Here is a 16479-nt window from a genome sequence, read left to right as displayed (position 1 = left end):
GCCTCAGCCCTGCCGGCGGCGCATCAGGCTCGGCACGCCGAGCTGGGGCAGCAGGCCCTCGCGCATGACGAGGCGGCGCAGGGGCGGCAGCGCGCTCACGGCGGCGAGCCCGATCCCGCGCAGGGCGTCCACCGGCAGGAGATGGGTGAGCAGGCTGCGGTTGAGCATGTCCACCGCCGTGCTGCGCAGGCCCGCATCGAGGGTGCGGCCGGCGGCGAAGCGGGCCAGGGCCGCGGGCAGGCCGGGATCCCGCCCGTTGTCCCGGGCCGCCAGCACCGCGTCGCGCAGGGCCGCCGCATCGCGCAGGCCCAGATTGAGGCCCTGGGCGCCGATGGGCGGGAAGACATGGGCCGCCTCCCCGATCAGGGCGAGCCGCGTCGCGACCGGCGCCGCGACGGAGAGCCCGCGCATCGGCACCAGCCCCCGCGGCCCGTCGATCCGCATGGCGCCGAGCATGGATTGCGCCTGATGCTCGACGGCGGCGGCCAGGGCCGGGTCGTCGAGACGGGAGAGGCGCTTGGCCGCCCGCTCCCCGGTGACCCAGACGAGGCTCGAGCGCTGGCCGCCGGGCAGGGGCACCAGGGTGAAGGGCCCATGCGGGGTGTGGAACTCCGTCGAGACGTCGCGATGGGGCTTCTCGTGGGCGAGCAGGGTGGTGATCGCGGCCTGGGGATAGGACCATTCCCGCACGAGCAGGCCGGAGGCGGCGCGCAGCGGCGAGCGTCCGCCATCCGCCCCGACGACGAGCTGGCCCTCGACGCTGCGCCCGTCCTCCAGGGTGACGCGCGCGCCCTCCTCGCTCCTCCGGCTGCCCGCGGCATCGCTCTCGAACAGGGTCAGCCCCGGCACGTGGCGGGCCCGGCGGCGCAGGGTCTCGATCAGGGTCGCGCTCTCGACGTTCCAGCCGAAGGCGTCGAGGCCGATCTCCGCGGCGGTGAACCGGGCCGGCGGCGGCCGGAACAGGCTGCCGGTGTCGTCGATGATGTGCAGTTCGGCCAGCGGCGCGGCGTGGGGGGCGATCTCCGGCCAGGCGCCGAGGGCGTCGAGGAGACGGATCGATCCGTCGAGCAGCGCCACCGTGCGCCCGTCGGCGACCGGGGCATGGCGGCCGATCAGGGCGGTCCGGATGCCGTCGCGGGCGAAGGCCAGGGCGGCGGCGAGCCCGACCGCGCCGGCCCCGACCACGATCGTCTCGAACCGCTGGTCCCGTGCCGGCTGCGGATCCGCCACCACGCCTCTCCCTCGCATCGCACGCGTCTCTCCCGACGCGTCTCTCTCAGAGATCCTACAGAGGAGACGGACGGGCGAGGTCAAGGCCAACAGGCCAGGTCCGAGGGGCGATGCGGGACTCGGCGTCGGCCCGGATCGGGCCGGCCGACGCTGAGACGGCAACCAACCGGCTCCGCGGGCATTGTCCCGTACGGCCGCGGTTCTGCCGGATGCCGCACGGGAGCATGGCGTGAAGACCTTCATCGACCAGAAACGGGATCTCGACGGGCACCGCACGCGGTCGGATTACGATCCCGTGCTCCTCGGCGTGGCCCATGGGCTGGCCCGCCTGCTCCCCCCGGTCGAGCATCCCGGCGCCCTGCGCGGAAACCCGGCCCGGGATACCGGGACGACGCGGCCGGCACCGGCGGGGAACGGCCCGAACGCATGAGATCCGAACGGATGAAACCCGAGCTGATCGACCAGCACATCACGGCGATGACCCGGGCGGGCACGAACCTGCTCGCGCAGATGCGGGAGGAGGGGCTGCGCTACCGCCTCTCGATCCGCCGCGAGGACACCGCCACCGTCCATGTCGCCGTCGAGGGCCTGACCCCGGACCTGGAGAGCCGGATCCGCCGCTGCCTGTCGGGCACCGGCATGCGGGTGGCGGTGGCGCAGGTCTGACGTGGGAGGCGGGCGTAACGCGGGCGAGGGGCGCAGGCGCTCCCGACAAGGCCACGCGGGTTGAGACTTCGAGGGCCGTTGGTCCTATCATGGCCGCCACGAGGCGGGCGTCAGGCCAGGGACGACACGACATGCCGAAAGCGATCCGGGTGCACGCATACGGTGGGCCGGAGGTGATGCGCTACGAGGAGGTGGCGGTCGCCGATCCCGGCCCGGGCCAGATCCGCGTCCGCCAGACCGCCATCGGCGTGAACTTCATCGACATCTATTTCCGCTCCGGGGCCTACAAGATGCCCGCGCTGCCCTTCACCCTGGGCAAGGAGGGCGCCGGCGCGGTGGTCGCCGTGGGCGAGGGCGTGACCGATTTCCGGGTCGGGGAGCGAGTCGCCTATGCCGGTGCCAGCGGCACCTACGCAGAGGAGGTCGTGGTCGACGCGGCCGGCGTCGTGCACATGCCGGAGGGCATCGCCGACGAGACCGCCGCCGCGATGATGCTCAAGGGCCTGACCGCGCAGTACCTGCTGCGCCAGACCTACCGGGTCGAGCCGGGCGACACGATCCTGTTCCATGCCGCGGCCGGGGGCGTCGGACTCATCGCCACGCAATGGGCCAAGCATCTCGGGGCCACGGTGATCGGCACCGTCGGCAGTCCGGAAAAGGCGGAGCTCGCCAAGCAGCATGGCTGCGACCACGTCATCCTGTACCGGGACGAGGATTTCGTGGCGCGGGTCCGGGAGATCACCGGCGGCAAGGGCGTGCCGGTCGTCTATGACGGCGTCGGCAAGGCGACCTTCCCGGCCTCCCTCGACTGCCTGCGTCCCCGGGGCCTGCTCGCGAGCTTCGGCTCCGCCTCCGGGCCGATCGAGGCCTTCGATCTCGGCCTCCTCGCCGCCAAGGGCTCGCTCTACGTCACGCGCCCGACCCTGTTCAGCCACACCGCCACCCGGGCCGGCCTCGACGCCATGGCCGCCGATCTGTTCGAGGTGGTGCGCAGCGGCGCGGTGAAGATCCCGATCCATGCCCGCGCCAAGCTCGCGGACGCGGCCCAGGTGCATCGCGACCTCGCCGGCCGGCAGACCACCGGCGCCACGGTGATGACGCCGTGATCCGCGGATCACGGGATCCGGGGATCTTCGGATCCCCGGCTATGAGCCTCGGCCCGCGCGACGTCCTGCTCGTCATCGACGTGCAGAACGACCTCCTGCACGGCGGCGCGCTCGCGGTGCCGGAGGGCGACGCCGCGAGCGCGCCGCTCAACCGGCTGATCGCGGCCGCGCCCCACCTGGTGCTGACGCAGGACTGACATCCGCGGAGGCACGCCTCCTTCCACGCGCCACGAGGGCCGCGCGCCCTTCGAGACCGCGGCGCTGTCCTACGGCCCGCAGATGCTCTGGCCGGACCATTGCGTGCAGGGGACGCCGGGGGCGGAGATCGCCCCCGGGCTCGCGGCGGAGAAGGCGCAGCTGATCCTGCGCAAGGGCTTCCATCGCGGCGTCGACAGCTACTCCGCCTTCCTCGAGGCCGACCGCACCACGCGCACGGGGCTGACCGCCTACCTGCGGGAGCACGGATTCGAGCGCCTCGTGCTGTGCGGGCTCGCCACCGATTACTGCGTCGCCTGGAGCGCCCTCGATGCCCGGGCGGACGGCTTTTCGGTGAGCGTCGTGGAAGACGCGGTGCGGGCCATCGATCTCGACGGCTCGCTGGCCCGGGCCTGGGTGGAGAGGGAAGGGGCGGGCGTCGGCAGGCTCCTAAGCGCGGCTCTTCTCTAGAACGCCTTCCGACGAAGGGCCTGCCGCCAGCTTCGCAGTCCCCCGCTTCGGATCCGCAAGCACCGAACCCGTTCCCGCGCATGCCGCGAGGTGAATTTCTCCAGGCGGCGCAGGCCCGGGGATGGCGAAGACGGCGCCGCCCGGTCGTGTGTCTCGGAGCACAGCCAAGCTGAGGGGATCCGTTGTTCTATCGGGACAGATGCAAACACGGCATCGGTTCCGAGTTCGGAGATCCTCCCATGACGCATGCAGTGAACATGAAGCTCGACGACGCCGCTCTCGACGCCGTCCAGGGCGGAACCGGCGGATACTGGGATCACAGCGGCAAGATCTCGATGTATGTGACGCCGGTCGCCGGCAACGCCACGATGTCGACCGCGCAGGACAGAAGCTCCGTCCGCAAGAACGAGCAGGGCGTCTTCGTGAAGTGGGACCGGGCGCAGGGGCGCGAGGTTCCGGCGGCAAAGCTGCGTTGACGTCTTCCGGCCGTACGGGACGGCTCTGCTGAGCACGCGCTCGGCAGAGCGCATCGCGGGCCGATCGGGAAGACGAGCCGGATCGGGGCCGTGCGGCGTGCGATCGAGCCGCGGCCCACCCCGGCCGAAACCCCACCTCCAGAGGCGCGCGTCCGGACACACCCGGTGGTTCCGAGAGGGCCGGGAAAGATCGCGCAGCCCATGGGTTCTCCCGGGACGTTAGGAGAACCGGGAGGCCGCATGGCGACCAAGCATCTCAAGACCGCGCATCCGAGCGACGCCGACCTCAAGGGCGATCCGGGCATCGGCGCCGCGAAGGGCATGACCCGCTCAGGCGGCGATCCGGAGGATCTGCAGGCGGATTCGACCTTCGAGGGCGATGTCGAGAACGAGACGACGCCGGAGGGCGGCGTCGATCCGGATCACCGCCCGCGCAAGAACCGCTGACCGAAAGCCTGAGAACGACGACGTTACACCGCCGTCCCGTGCAGGTCGTAGGCGTCGGCGCCCTCGATCTTCACGGTGACGATGTCGCCCGGGCGGACCGGGCGGCGGAAGGCAACGTGGACGGAGCCGTCGATCTCCGGCGCGTCGTATTTCGAGCGCCCCTTGGCGACGGTCGGGCCGGCCTCGTCGATGATCACGGGCAGGCGTCTGCCGACTTTGGCGCGCTGCAGCTTCAGGGACACGCCCTGCTGCGCCTCCATGAAGCGCCGCTTGCGCTCGGCCTTCACCTCCGGCGGGACCAGCTCGGCGAGGTCGTTGGCGGGCGCGCCCTTGACCGGCTCGTATTCGAAGCAGCCGACCCGCTCGAGCCTGGCCTCGCGGATCCAGGCGAGCAGCTCCTCGAACTCGGCCTCCGTCTCGCCGGGAAAGCCGACGATGAAGGTGGACCGGATCGCGAGGTCCGGACAGATCTCGCGCCAGCGGCGGATCCGGTCGAGCTGCTTCTCCTGATTGCCGGGGCGCCGCATCCGCTTGAGGACGGAGGGGCTCGCATGCTGGAGCGGCATGTCGAGATAGGGGAGGACCTTGCCCTCGGCCATCAGCGGGATGACCTCGTCGACATGGGGGTAGGGATAGACGTAGTGCAGACGCACCCAGGCCCCGAGCTCACCGAGCTCGGCGGCGAGATCGTAGAAGCGGGCGCGCACCTCGCGGTCGCGCCAGGGGCTCGCGGCGTAGCAGGTGTCGATGCCGTAGGCGCTCGTGTCCTGCGAGACGACGAGCAGCTCCTTCACCCCGGCCTTGACCAGCTTCTCCGCCTCGCGGAGCACGTCCCCAGCAGGGCGGCTGACGAGGTCGCCGCGCAGGGAGGGGATGATACAGAAGGTGCAGCGGTTGTTGCAGCCCTCCGAGATCTTCAGATACGCGTAATGACGCGGCGTGAGCTTCACGCCCTGCGGCGGGATCAGGTCGAGGAAGGGGTCGTGGGCCGGCGGCACCGCCTGATGGACGGCCTCGACCACGGACTCGTAGGCCTGGGGGCCCGTCACCGCGAGCAGGTTCGGGAAGCGGTCGCGGATCTCGTCCGGCTGCGCGCCCATGCAGCCGGTAACGATGACCCGGCCGTTCTCCGCCATCGCCTCCCCGATCGCCGAGAGGGATTCGGCCTTGGCCGAATCGAGGAAGCCGCAGGTGTTGACGATGACCACGTCGGCCCCGTCGTGGCGCCGGGCCAGCTCGTACCCCTCCGCCCGCAGCTGGGTGAGGATGCGCTCGGAATCGACCAGCGCCTTGGGGCAGCCGAGGGAGACGAAGGAGATCCGCGGGGCGGCGGTCTTGGGAGAAGCGGTGGTGGTCATGGCAACTCGTCGCGCCCGAACCCGAGGCCGGTCCGGCACAATCGATAGGGCGCGTCTTTCGGATGTCGCGCGTGCTATAACGCGATTGCGGCGCCCATGCGAGCCTCGTCGCGGCCGGCTTCGCGCGGCAGCGTTCGCATGGATGCAATCCGCCCTTGCATCCCGCCCCTGCATCGGACGGGCCCGGCTTCGCCCCGGAAGCGATTGACGGGGACGTTCCGGCACGGTTGGTGGGCAAGGTTGCTTTCCGGCCGAAAAGTTCTGCTGCCGTTTCATGGTCTGGACCCGAGACATCCCGCCGATCGAGCCGATCACGGCTGCGGCCCGGCTCGCCCGGCTGCCGGGGCTCGCCTTCCTCGACAGCGCGATGGCGCATCCGACCCTGGGCCGGGTGTCGGTGCTCGCGGCCGATCCGTTTGGGCGCTTCCGTGTCCAGGACGGGAAGCCGAGCCTCGACGGCCGAAGCCTCGACGGAGCGCCCCTCGAAGCCCTCCGCGTCTGCCTCGCGCCCTATCGCCTTGATCCGCAACCGGATCTCCCAGGCTTCCCCGGCGCAGCGATCGGCTACTTCGCCTACGACTTCGCCACTTGCCTGGAGCGGGTCGAGCAGCCGGCCCGGCGGGCCGGGCTCACCAACGATGCCGCCTTCAACTTCTACGACACGCTCCTCGCGATCGATCATGCAAACAGGACCTGCCGCCTGATCGCGACCGGCTTTCCCGAGATCGGCACCGGCCAGGAAACGCGGGCGAAGGCGCGCCTCGACGCTTTCGCGGCTCTTCTCGCGAGCCCGGAACCAGAGCCGCAGGTGCAATCCGCGGCGACATTCATCTGGGATTCCAACTTCACCCGAGCAGGCTACGAGGCCGCCGTAGAGAAGGTGCGGGATTACATTCGCGCCGGCGATATCTACCAAGCCAACATCGCGCAGCGTTTCTCGACAACACTTCCGCCGGGCTTCGATGGTTTTGCTCTGTATCGCCGCTTGCGGGAGACGAACCCAGCGACATTTGGCGCCTATCTCGCCTTCGAAGGGCTGACCGTCGCCTCCTCCTCGCCGGAGCGGTTCCTGAAGCTCGACGGGCGGCAGGTCGAGACGCGGCCGATCAAGGGAACGGTGCGGCGTTCTTCCGATCCTACGGAAGATTCCCGTCTGGCGGCAGCGCTCCAGGCCCATCCCAAGGAGCGGGCCGAGAACATCATGATCGTCGACCTGCTGCGCAACGACCTCTCCCGGGTCTGCGCGCCGGGTAGCGTCAAGGTACCGATCCTGTGCGGGCTGGAATCCTATGCCGGGATTCACCATCTCGTCTCCGTGGTCACGGGAACCCTACGCGAAGGCCGGGACGCCCTCGACCTCATCGCGACGACCTTCCCGGGCGGCTCGATCACCGGTGCGCCGAAGCTCAGGGCCATGGACATCATCACCGAGATCGAGGGCGATGCGCGGGAGCTCTATTGCGGAGCCATCGGCGCGATCGGCTTCGACGGCTCCCTCGACACCTCGATCGCGATCCGCACCGTGTTCATGAACGACCGGGAGGCGGTGCTGCAGGCCGGAGGCGGGGTGACGCTGCTCTCGGAACCCGGTCCGGAATACGAGGAGACGCTGACCAAGGCCGCCCGGGTCTTCCAGGCTTTCGAGGCGCCGGAATCATGATCCTCGTCATCGACAACTACGATTCCTTCGTCTTCAACGTCGTGCGCTACTTCGAAGAGCTCGGCGAGACGGTGAAGGTCGTGCGCAACGACGCCCTCGACGTGGCCGGCATCCGCGCCCTCGAGGCCGATGCCCTGGTGCTCTCGCCGGGGCCCTGCACGCCCAACGAGGCGGGGGTGACCTTGCCCGCGATCCGGGAACTGTCCGGGAATATTCCAATTCTCGGCGTCTGCCTCGGCCATCAGGCCATCGGCGCGGCCTTCGGCGGACAGGTCGGCCGGGCGCGGCAGCCTCTGCACGGGCAGGCGACGCCGATCCGGCACGAAGCGGCGCGGCTGTTCTCGGGCCTGCCCGATCCGATGCAGGTCGGGCGCTACCATTCCCTCGTGGTCGAGCCGCAGCCGGCGATGGCGGAGCATCTCGTCGTCGACGCCCTGTCCGCGGAAGGGGAGGTGATGGCCCTCTCGCACCGGACGCACCCGACCTACGGGATCCAGTTCCACCCCGAGTCGGTGCTGACGGAGAACGGCCACGCCCTCTTCGCCAACTTCCTCGATCTCGCCCGGACCTGGCGGGGGAAGCCCGGCCGGGGACGGTCCGAGACGCCGGCCGATGCTGTGGTTTGACGGCCGGCCCACGGAAGGGAAGGTGCCCTTCGACCTCGCCGACCGCGGCCTGCTGCTCGGGGACGGGGTGTTCGACACGGCCCTGGCGCTCGAGGGCCGCATCGCCTTCGAGGAGGCCCATATCGCCCGCCTCGTCGCGGCGGCCGCGACCCTGGGCTTCGCAGTCGCGCCCGAGACGATCCGGGCGGCGATGCGGGGGCTCGCCGCGGGGGAGGCCCGGGCCGGCATCCGCACCACGGTGACCCGGGGCGTCGGCCCCCGCGGGATCCTGCCGCCGGAGACGGCACAGCCGATCGTCTTCGCGAGTTCGGCCCCTTTGGCGCCCAATTTCGCCGCCGCGACCCTGACCCTGCGCACGACCGGCATCGCCCGGAACGAGACCTCCCCCACCTCCCGGCTCAAGACCCTGGGTTATCTCGACGCCGTTCTCGCGATCCGGGAAAGCCGGGCCGCGGGCTTCGACGAGGCCCTGTTCCTCAACACGCGGGGCCGGGTCGCCTGCGCCGGCACCGGCAATCTTGTCGCCCTCAGCGGCGACCGGTTGATAACGCCGCCGCTGGGGGAGGGGGTGCTGGCCGGTATCCTGCGCGGGGTTCTGGGCGATCTGGCGCCGAATCTCGGCCTCGTCTGGGACGAGAGCCCTCTGACGCCGGAGGCGCTGAAGGCTGCGGAAGCGGTCTTTCTCACGAATTCCCTGCGGCTCGTCTGCCCCGTCACCCGCATCGACGACACGATCCTCGGGAGCGCCGGGCATCCCCGCCTCCGGCAGCTCGCGGAAGCCGTCCGGCGGGCGACGGCTGCCTCCTGCGGCGTCGATCCGGGCCGGCTCCCATGAGCCGAGATCGATGAGGGGAGGGGGCCGCGACGGGCGGGCGCCCCTGCGCTGGGCCCTGTCCGGCCTCTACGGAATCATCGGCCTCGTGCATCTCGTCGCGACCGAGCACTTCCTGCCGATCATGCCGAGCTGGGTCCCTGCCCCGGTCCTCGTGGTGATCCTCACCGGGCTGTGCGAGATCGCCGGGGCCGTTGCCCTGTTCCTGCCGCCCCTGCGGCGGGCGGCCGGTTTCGCCTTCGCGCTCTATGCGATCTGCGTCGTCCCGGCCAATCTCAAGCAGGCCTTCGAGCATATCGACGTGCCGCCGATCCCCGACAGCTGGTGGTATCACGGGCCGCGCCTGCTGCTTCAGCCCGTCCTGGTCTGGCTCGCCCTCTACGCGGTGCATCTCATCGACTGGCCCCTGCGGAGACGGAGAGGGGAGAGGGACGATCCCAGCCGGTCCGGTTGAGCAGGACTCGCGTTTCTTCGCCCGCTTGGGGGAGAAGAAACTTGCGTTCCCGGACGTGAGTCGGAAAAATCCGCGTCAGCGTTGCGCCTTCTCGACCTGCTTCACCGCCTGCCAGGCAGCCTCCATCGCGGGGAGGTCGCTTTCGTCAAGATTTTGGCCTTGCCGGGCGAGGAGATCTGCCATGGCCTCGAAACGGCGGATGAATTTTTGGGTGCCGCGGCGCAGGGACTCCTCCGGGTCGACGCCGGCATGGCGGGCGAGATTGGCCACGGAGAACAGGAGATCTCCGATTTCCTCCGCCACGGCTTCCCGGTCGTTCTCGGCCAGGCTCTGTTCGACCTCGAGCACCTCCTCCCGGACCTTGGCGAGGACGTCCGCAGCGTTCGGCCAGTCGAAGCCGTAGCCAGCCGCCTTCCGCGAGATCTTTTCGGCTCGCATCAGAGCGGGGAGGGCACTCGGAATGCCGGCGAGGGGACCTTGCGGCTTCCTGACTCCTCGCCCGGCTTTCTCCGCCCGTTCCTCCGCCTTGATGCGTTCCCAGGCCTGCTTGATCGCCTCCGGATCGGTTCGGCGCTTTTCCGGGGCGAGGAGGTTGCCGGAAGCATCGAAGACATGCGGGTGCCGGCGGATCAATTTGCGGATGATCGCCTCGACCACATCGGAAAAGGCGAAGGAGCCCGCTTCCTCCGCCATCCGGGCCTGGAACACGACCTGGAGGAGCAGATCTCCGAGCTCGTCGCGCAGCTCGAAGGCATCGCCCTGATCGACGGCTTCTGCCACCTCATAGGCTTCCTCGATCGTGAAGGGGATGATGGTCGCGGGTGTCTGCGCGACATCCCAGGCACAGCCTCTCTCGGGATCTCGCAAGGTCGCCATGATCCAGAGAAGGCGGTCGACGGAAAAGGATTGCGTCATGGGGAGTCCAGGCACCTGCGGAGAAACGTGGTTTTGTGGACAAGCTGCGGGAAAAGGGTAAGGAGCTTGTGAAAAATTCCAAAAATTCTCTCTTTGAACCAAGCCAGCACAGCCCGTTCGTCGACACGAACGCTTTGGGCCTGCCTTATAGGAAAGATATCAGAAGGGGTTATAGGGAGTCTGTTCTGTCTGTTATATGGGAGGCGAGATTCCTCCTTTTCCTGAACGGTTTAAGAAGGATCCGCGTATCGAATTCTGCGTAAATCCGCATGAGATTCTGCGTGGATGCGTAGGGGATTCTGCGGGCCGGAACAGGGGACCTGCATAGAAGTCTGCGCAGAAGCGTAGGGGATTCAGCGGGGATAACCGGACAAGGGGGCCGGCTCTGTGGAAAAGTCCCGGAGATGCCGTCGTATCGAACTCTGCGCAGTGGCTTCGATCGGTGTTCTCGATCCCCTCCCCACGCAGCGCGGGTTGGGGAGGAATGCTCCCCCTTGACGTCCTCGCTCTCATCGAAAAACCCACCCGACTTGCGGGGATAGCCGGGATAAATCGTAAGCTCCCCGAGACTCCCGCCGCCCGAATCGTGTGAGGCTACCTGAGGACTCTGCCCACGGACCGGCAGAACCGGACAGGAAGGGTGAGGGCGACACAAGTGGGGCTCGCGGACAAGATCGCGCTGATCCGCGATGCGGACCTCCTCGCGGAGCTCGAGGCCGCCCGGGGCGATTTCCTATTCGCGCCGATCGTCGAGCATCTGCTGTTCCGTCAGCGGGAGCGGGATGCGGCCGCGAGCGCCCGGGCGGTGGAGGTGGACAGCCAATCCTCCCGCCGCGCCGGCATGGGCCGCGACCAGCGCCGGCGCGATGCCGTCCGCGAGGTGATCGAGAATGAGCCCACGGGGCCGGAGAACCTCCAGCACATCCATTCGGTTCTGGCTCTGTGCGGCCTGCCCTATCGCGATCCCGGCGCCGCCCGGGAGGTGTTTCGCGAATACGGCCGCAATTCCCTCAGCCTGACCGCCGGGCGGCTCAAGAACCCCGTGACCGGGGAGATGGAGCCCCAGGGCCTGCCCTACGGCCCCAAGGCCCGCCTGGTGCTCCTGCATCTCTGCTCGGAGGCCGTGCGTCAGCGCAGCCCGGTGATCGAGGTGGGCGACAGCCTGTCGGGCTTCATGAAGGCCATGGGCTTCGCCGTGACCGGGGGCGAGCGCGGCACGATCGGCGCCTTCAAGGAGCAGCTCAACCGGCTCGCCGCCTGCTCCATGCAGATCGGCCTCTGGGACGGGGCCGACCAGGCCTCGACCCTCAACGTGCCGCCTTTCCGCCGCCTCGACCTGTGGCGGGCGGGCTCGGACGGGCTGGTCTGGCAGAAAGAGGTGCAGTTCCACCAGGATTTCTACGACAGCCTGATCCAGCACGCCCTGCCCGTCGATATCCGGGCGGCCCGGGCCTTTTCCGGCTCCGCCCGCAAGCTCGACCTGCTGTTCTGGCTCGGCTACCGCCTGCGCCTGCTGCAGCGGCCCCTGCGGCTGACCTGGGACAACCTGCACCGGCAGTTCGGGGCGGACAATGCCAGCATCCGCAGCTTCCGCCAGGCCTTCAAGGCGGATGTGGCCGGGGTGCTCGAGGTGTTTCCGAAGCTGCCCCTGAGCCTCGACGACAACGGCATGACCCTGCGGCCGGCCGATCCCGGGGCCCTGCTCGTTCCGCCGAAGCCGGCGGCGCGCAGACGGAATGGGACGGAATAAAGCGCACGCTCGCCCCGCGAAACGGAAACGCGGCTTCAAGGCGGCTTCCTCGGCCTTCCGCAAGCGCCTCGAAGCCGGCTCCGGGATCTTCCAAGCCGATACGCTTTTTGTTCTATTCCCTATGATATTCCACGGAAGATGGTGGTGGAATTAATAGGAATAAGATGGAACAAAGAAATCCATATTCCATAACGGTCCTTTCCGTGCTACGGGATATTCCATTGGGGAAAGTGACCGGGAAAATTCCATGGTTCTGTCGGAAGCGGAAGCGGAAGCCCGCCTGAACGCGCTGCGGCGTCAGCGCGAGGCCCTGGACCGGGCCATCACCGATCTGACCCTCTATCTGGAACTCGGCCGGCGACTGAAGGCCGGGCTCGGGACGACGGCGGAGGACGAGCCGACCGAGATCAGGCACCCGGCACAGGCCACCCCTCCGTCTCCGCCTATCGCCCCTTCCTCCGCATCCGCCAAGTCGGGGCGGGACGACATCGCCTCCCGGTCGGCCTGGGCGGATCGGCCCGATCCCCTTGCGCCTGCCGAAGGGAGCGAACCCCGCCGGGGCTCGCCCTCCCGCCCGGACGGCGCGGTTCCGGCCAGTCCTGCCGAGGGGGCTTCCCGCCCTGCGGGTGCCGGGGGGCAGGAGAGGCACGATCTTCGGGCGGCCGATTCGGGCGATCCGGGAACCGCGACGGCGGGGCCGTGGCCGGTGCCCGGCTTCGCCACGCGCGGAGCCGATCGGCCGCCGCCGCGCCCGGCAGAGAGGGCATGGCCCGAGCCCTGGCCGGCCGCGACTCCCGCGACGGCGACGGGGCAGGGGGCGTCGAAGGAGGCCCGCTCCGAGGCCGTGGCCGCCCGGCGCTACGGACGGGTGCTGATCGGGGCAGCGCTCGCCGTGCTGCAAGAGGCCGACCGGCCGCTCCATGCCAGCGAGATCTGGGCGGCGCTCGCCGCCCGGGGCTTCAGCCTGCCGGGGGCCGACCCGATCGCGGCCCTCAACACCCGGCTCTGGAAGCGCTCCGGCCCCGGCGGCCCGCTCCGCCGCCTGGGGGACGCGGTCTACGCCCTTCCCGGCAGCCGCGGCGCTCCCGAGGAGGTCGGCTGACGGGCTGTGAGGTCGGTTGCCGGAGAGCGACCCGGCCCGATGCCTACGTTCTGAGACGCAGTCGAGCCAGGGGCCTTGCCGGATCGGGCAAGGCCCCTGGCTCGCCTCGCGTCCATGCGAGGACGAACACGACACCTGTACGATCGCGCAGTGACGGGAGCCTGGGCCGGGGAGGGGCGTCTCTCGATGCTCCGCCCTGCCCCGTCCGGCTCAGTTCCGGGCGAGGGAGGGCTGGATCAGGCCGGCGCCGACGAGGATCTGGGCGGCGGCGGCCTTGGCGAGCTGGCGGTAGCCGGCATCGGTCATGTGCAGGCCGTCCGGGCCGATCATCTGGGCCGGGGTCATCAGGCCGTGCGAGACCCAGGATTGCATCAGGGCGTGGCGGCGGATCACTGGCACGCCGAGCTCGGCGGCGACCGCGTGCAGGGCCTCGCCGTAGCGGCCGGCGCCCTCGACGCCGGAGAGCTTGCGGCACCATTGCTGGTCCATCAGCACCACGTCGGCGCCGGTGGCCCGGATCGCGGCGATGCCCTGGCGGGTCAGTTCGGCGAAGCGCTCCACCGGCACGCCGGAGAGCGGGTCGTTGCTGCCGGTCTGCCAGACCACGAGATCCGGCTTCTCGGCCAGCACGTCGCGCTCCAGGCGTCGGGCCATCGCCTCGGAATCGTCGCCGCCGATGCCGCGGTTGATCACGGTGACGGCGCGGCGCTCATGGGCGCCGACCTGGAGCCGCTCCTCGAGGTCGCGCTGGAGCAGGGCAGGGTAGGCCGCTGCCGGTGAGGATGCCCCCGCCCCCGCCGTCGAGGAGGAGCCGAAGGCGACGATGCGGATGTCGCCGTTGCCCGCCAGCCGCGCGGCGAGCCGGGTCAGCTTCACCGGCAGACGCTCCGGCGCCCCTTGCGGGACCGCGGCGGGCTTCAGGGCCGGGGGCGCCAGATCCGGCTGGGCCTGGGCACTCTGGTCCGGCGCGGCGAGGGCGAAGCCGAGGGCGGTGGCGAAGCCGAGGAGCGGCAGGCGCAGGCTGAGCGACATCGGAGGCGGTTTCAGTGATTCGGAAAGGCGAATATCGGCGTGTCCAGTGCCAGCGATGCCCCAGGATTATGACAATTGCGAGAGCCTCGGGTTACGAAACGCCCTTAATGAATTTTTTATTTTCATTCCTGCGGTCAAGGTTGCCGAAGGCTGACGCTTGGATCCTCATGCGAGAGAATTCGTCTCCGTGACTTGAGCCTGACTTGTCCGTGCGACGGGGTGTGATGCGCCGTGACTTGGCTGTCGGCGGCACCGTCTCCGTGCGCGCGGAAACCGTGCCGAGACGAGGCGGGACGGCGGGCGCCGGTTTCCGGCCGCCTTTCCAGGCCCCCTGCCCCCGCGATCGGGGTCTCAGGTTCCATAATATATCTTATGCGAACAGCTTTGAACGGTTTTGAGTGGCCTAGCTAGGCGCCAAGGGTGCGTTGATTTACCGGCGAGCTTAAACTTCGGACCGCGGACCAGGGGCTATTGTCCCCCATTCATCTTTGAAGGACCGACCTTGCCCTTCCACTTCAACAGCACGCCGTTAGCGCCGGGTTCTGTGATTTTTCCGGGCAACTGGGGGCGGATTGTTTTGAGGGCCGGCAAAGCCCATAGCTTCTATAGGCGCGAGACAATTTTGGAGGATATTAGACAAGCCGAATTCCCAGATAAGCCTTCACGGCTTGCTGCCGCCTACTTCTTTGATACCGAGGAGATGGCAAAGGTATACGGTATGGCTGATCAATTACGATATATTACGGGAATTCTATATGAGGTCGAACTGCTAAACCCGAGCGCTCCGCAGCATCGCACAGACTGGAACGCCCTACCGCAAAGTGAAAACCCTGACGCGGACATGGCCCGGCGATATTGGCAAGGCTATGAGTATAGCTTGGTTGTGGGTGCAATTGAGCGCGTCGAGGTTCTTTCGCAAACCCCGATGAAGATTGTGCGGGAGATCCCCTACTAGTGGAAGGCGTGAGAACCGCCGAAATGCTCTCATGCTTCACCGTTAGCGATGTTAGCGATCCCCGCCCGATGCGGGCGGGGGCAACTCTCACAGGCTCCGATGCGGCGTGCCTATCGAACCGCCGGACCTGTCCGGTCAATCCGCTTCCCGGACGATGACCCCGCGCCAGCCGAGGCCGCGATAGGTCTCGTAGCCGGGGGTCGCGTGGAAGGCGACGAGACGGCCGGCCTCGTCCCGGTAGGAGCCATGCGACTGCCCGCCCGTGCGCAGCGGGAACACCTCGCTCAGCACGCCCTGCCCGCGCGAGCAGGCGATCACCCGGTTGCCGGCATCCAGCAGCATCACCCGGGTCCTCTCGCGCTCGCTCAGGCCCAGGCGGACCCCCTCGACGATCGCCCGCGCCTGCGGCTGCCAGTCGAAATGGATGGCGAGGACGCCGAGGGGCCGGCCGTCGACGCGGCCGTCCTCCCGGACGCTCGCGCAGTAGGTGGCGACCTGCGCGCCGTCGAGGGCGGCCTCCCGGCGCACATCCGCCGCCACGAAGGCGTCGCCGTTCCGCAGCGCCAGGGCCTCGCGGAACCAGGCCTCGCCATGGACGGAGGTGCCCCGGACCCGGGGATAGCGCTCCGGCCGGCCATGGGCGACGACGCGCCCCTGGAGGTCGCAGAGCCAGAGGTCGAGATAGACGGTGTAGGCGGACAGGATCACGCCGAGGCGTTCCTCGGCATAGGCCACCGCCGCCGGGGTGCCGTCGGCGGCGCAGGAGACCACGGCGGAATCCGTCGCCCACCAGCGGACGTCGCAGGTGCGCTCGTAGAGATTGCGGTCGATCAGCTCGACCGCATTCAGGGCGAGGTCGACGTAGCGCGTCGCCTGCGCCTCGTCCGTGAGCCTGTCGACCGCCTTCGTCAGGTCGTCCACGCCGTTGCTGATGTTGTCGCCGAGCGTGCTGGCGAGATGCTCGACCTCCCCCGCCACGGCCCGGACTTCCTGCGCCACCACGGAGAACCCCGCCCCCTTCTCGCCCGCATGGGAGGCCTCGATCAGGGCGTTCAGCGCCAGGAACTTCATGCGCCGGGTGATGGATTGAATCGATCCCAGATCCGATGCGGCGCTGGATTTCAGAGCGTGCGCGGAGGTCTCGACAACTTCGGAGAGTGTTGAATTGGTCATTGTGTTGTGCAAGTCTAGAATTCTCCGGATC

General features: G+C 69.0%; 17 protein-coding genes and 1 pseudogene. 13 read left to right on the top strand and 5 right to left on the bottom strand.

What is annotated here, in order from left to right; genetic code table 11:
* Positions 1-3: 3 nt before the first annotated feature.
* The gene (locus MMB17_RS19720; RefSeq protein WP_238311334.1) at positions 4-1230 is read right to left on the bottom strand and encodes a UbiH/UbiF family hydroxylase; all 1227 of its coding nucleotides are present in this window, start codon (positions 1228-1230) and stop codon (positions 4-6) included.
* A 229-nt stretch (positions 1231-1459) separates the two neighbouring features.
* Between MMB17_RS19720 and MMB17_RS19715 the strand changes: the two genes are divergently transcribed.
* From MMB17_RS19715 to MMB17_RS19690, 6 genes and pseudogenes are all read left to right on the top strand, one after another.
* A complete protein-coding gene (locus MMB17_RS19715) occupies positions 1460-1660 on the top strand; it encodes a hypothetical protein (protein ID WP_241099998.1) in 201 nt (66 codons plus the stop codon).
* Positions 1657-1896 carry a hypothetical protein gene (locus tag MMB17_RS19710; RefSeq protein WP_241099997.1) on the top strand — a complete coding sequence of 80 codons (240 nt, stop codon included), beginning with the start codon at positions 1657-1659 and terminating at the stop codon, positions 1894-1896. The genes MMB17_RS19715 and MMB17_RS19710 overlap by 4 nt, the downstream gene beginning before the upstream one ends.
* 131 nt (positions 1897-2027) lie before the next feature.
* The gene (locus MMB17_RS19705) at positions 2028-3002 is read left to right on the top strand and encodes a quinone oxidoreductase family protein (RefSeq protein WP_241099996.1); all 975 of its coding nucleotides are present in this window, start codon (positions 2028-2030) and stop codon (positions 3000-3002) included.
* A 41-nt stretch (positions 3003-3043) separates the two neighbouring features.
* Positions 3044-3668 (top strand): annotated as a pseudogene (locus MMB17_RS19700) (nicotinamidase).
* Between the two features lie 257 nt (positions 3669-3925).
* Positions 3926-4144 carry a hypothetical protein gene (locus tag MMB17_RS19695; protein WP_241099995.1) on the top strand — a complete coding sequence of 73 codons (219 nt, stop codon included), beginning with the start codon at positions 3926-3928 and terminating at the stop codon, positions 4142-4144.
* Between the two features lie 240 nt (positions 4145-4384).
* A complete protein-coding gene (locus tag MMB17_RS19690) occupies positions 4385-4591 on the top strand; it encodes a hypothetical protein (protein ID WP_241099994.1) in 207 nt (68 codons plus the stop codon).
* Between the two features lie 23 nt (positions 4592-4614).
* On the opposite strand, the gene rimO is transcribed toward MMB17_RS19690, so the two are convergent.
* Entirely contained in the window at positions 4615-5949 is a 1335-nt protein-coding gene (rimO, locus tag MMB17_RS19685; protein ID WP_241099993.1) for a 30S ribosomal protein S12 methylthiotransferase RimO, read from the bottom strand.
* Positions 5950-6223: 274 nt separating this feature from the next.
* Here rimO and pabB point away from each other — a divergent pair, with 274 nt between their 5' ends.
* The 4 genes from pabB to MMB17_RS19665 are packed head-to-tail and all read left to right on the top strand — an operon-like array spanning position 6224 to position 9521.
* On the top strand, positions 6224-7609 hold the full coding sequence (pabB, locus tag MMB17_RS19680; protein WP_241099992.1) for an aminodeoxychorismate synthase component I: 1386 nt from the start codon (positions 6224-6226) through the stop codon (positions 7607-7609).
* Positions 7606-8235: an anthranilate synthase component II gene (locus MMB17_RS19675; RefSeq protein WP_241099991.1), complete on the top strand. Its 630-nt coding sequence runs from the start codon at positions 7606-7608 to the stop codon at positions 8233-8235. Before pabB ends, MMB17_RS19675 begins: the two co-directional genes overlap by 4 nt.
* On the top strand, positions 8222-9070 hold the full coding sequence (locus MMB17_RS19670) for an aminotransferase class IV (protein WP_241099990.1): 849 nt from the start codon (positions 8222-8224) through the stop codon (positions 9068-9070). The genes MMB17_RS19675 and MMB17_RS19670 overlap by 14 nt, the downstream gene beginning before the upstream one ends.
* Before the next feature lie 10 nt (positions 9071-9080).
* Complete coding sequence (locus MMB17_RS19665) at positions 9081-9521, top strand: DoxX family protein (protein WP_241099989.1); 441 nt, start codon at positions 9081-9083, stop codon at positions 9519-9521.
* A 75-nt stretch (positions 9522-9596) separates the two neighbouring features.
* Here MMB17_RS19665 and mazG read toward each other — a convergent pair whose 3' ends face one another.
* Positions 9597-10436, bottom strand: a complete 840-nt coding sequence (mazG, locus tag MMB17_RS19660) for a nucleoside triphosphate pyrophosphohydrolase (protein WP_241102244.1) — start codon at positions 10434-10436, stop codon at positions 9597-9599.
* A gap of 655 nt (positions 10437-11091) precedes the next feature.
* On the opposite strand from mazG, the gene MMB17_RS19655 reads away from it, so the two are divergent.
* Together MMB17_RS19655 and MMB17_RS25445 are read left to right on the top strand one after the other, a co-directional pair.
* A complete protein-coding gene (locus tag MMB17_RS19655; protein ID WP_241102243.1) occupies positions 11092-12186 on the top strand; it encodes a replication protein RepA in 1095 nt (364 codons plus the stop codon).
* A gap of 247 nt (positions 12187-12433) precedes the next feature.
* On the top strand, positions 12434-13288 hold the full coding sequence (locus MMB17_RS25445; RefSeq protein ID WP_241099988.1) for a winged helix-turn-helix domain-containing protein: 855 nt from the start codon (positions 12434-12436) through the stop codon (positions 13286-13288).
* Between the two features lie 210 nt (positions 13289-13498).
* Here the strand turns inward: MMB17_RS25445 and MMB17_RS19645 are convergent, their stop codons facing one another.
* Complete coding sequence (locus MMB17_RS19645; protein WP_241099987.1) at positions 13499-14320, bottom strand: SGNH/GDSL hydrolase family protein; 822 nt, start codon at positions 14318-14320, stop codon at positions 13499-13501.
* Positions 14321-14822: 502 nt separating this feature from the next.
* Between MMB17_RS19645 and MMB17_RS19640 the strand changes: the two genes are divergently transcribed.
* Complete coding sequence (locus MMB17_RS19640) at positions 14823-15275, top strand: DUF2441 domain-containing protein (protein WP_241099986.1); 453 nt, start codon at positions 14823-14825, stop codon at positions 15273-15275.
* Between the two features lie 135 nt (positions 15276-15410).
* Here MMB17_RS19640 and MMB17_RS19635 read toward each other — a convergent pair whose 3' ends face one another.
* Entirely contained in the window at positions 15411-16448 is a 1038-nt protein-coding gene (locus MMB17_RS19635) for a methyl-accepting chemotaxis protein (protein ID WP_238311347.1), read from the bottom strand.
* Between the last annotated feature and the right edge of the window lie 31 nt (positions 16449-16479).

Source organism: Methylobacterium organophilum, from assembly GCF_022533465.1.
Classification (GTDB): Bacteria; Pseudomonadota; Alphaproteobacteria; order Rhizobiales; family Beijerinckiaceae; genus Methylobacterium; species Methylobacterium organophilum.
Note: the sequence above shows the minus strand (reverse complement) of the source record. Positions and strands in the feature narration are given on the sequence as shown.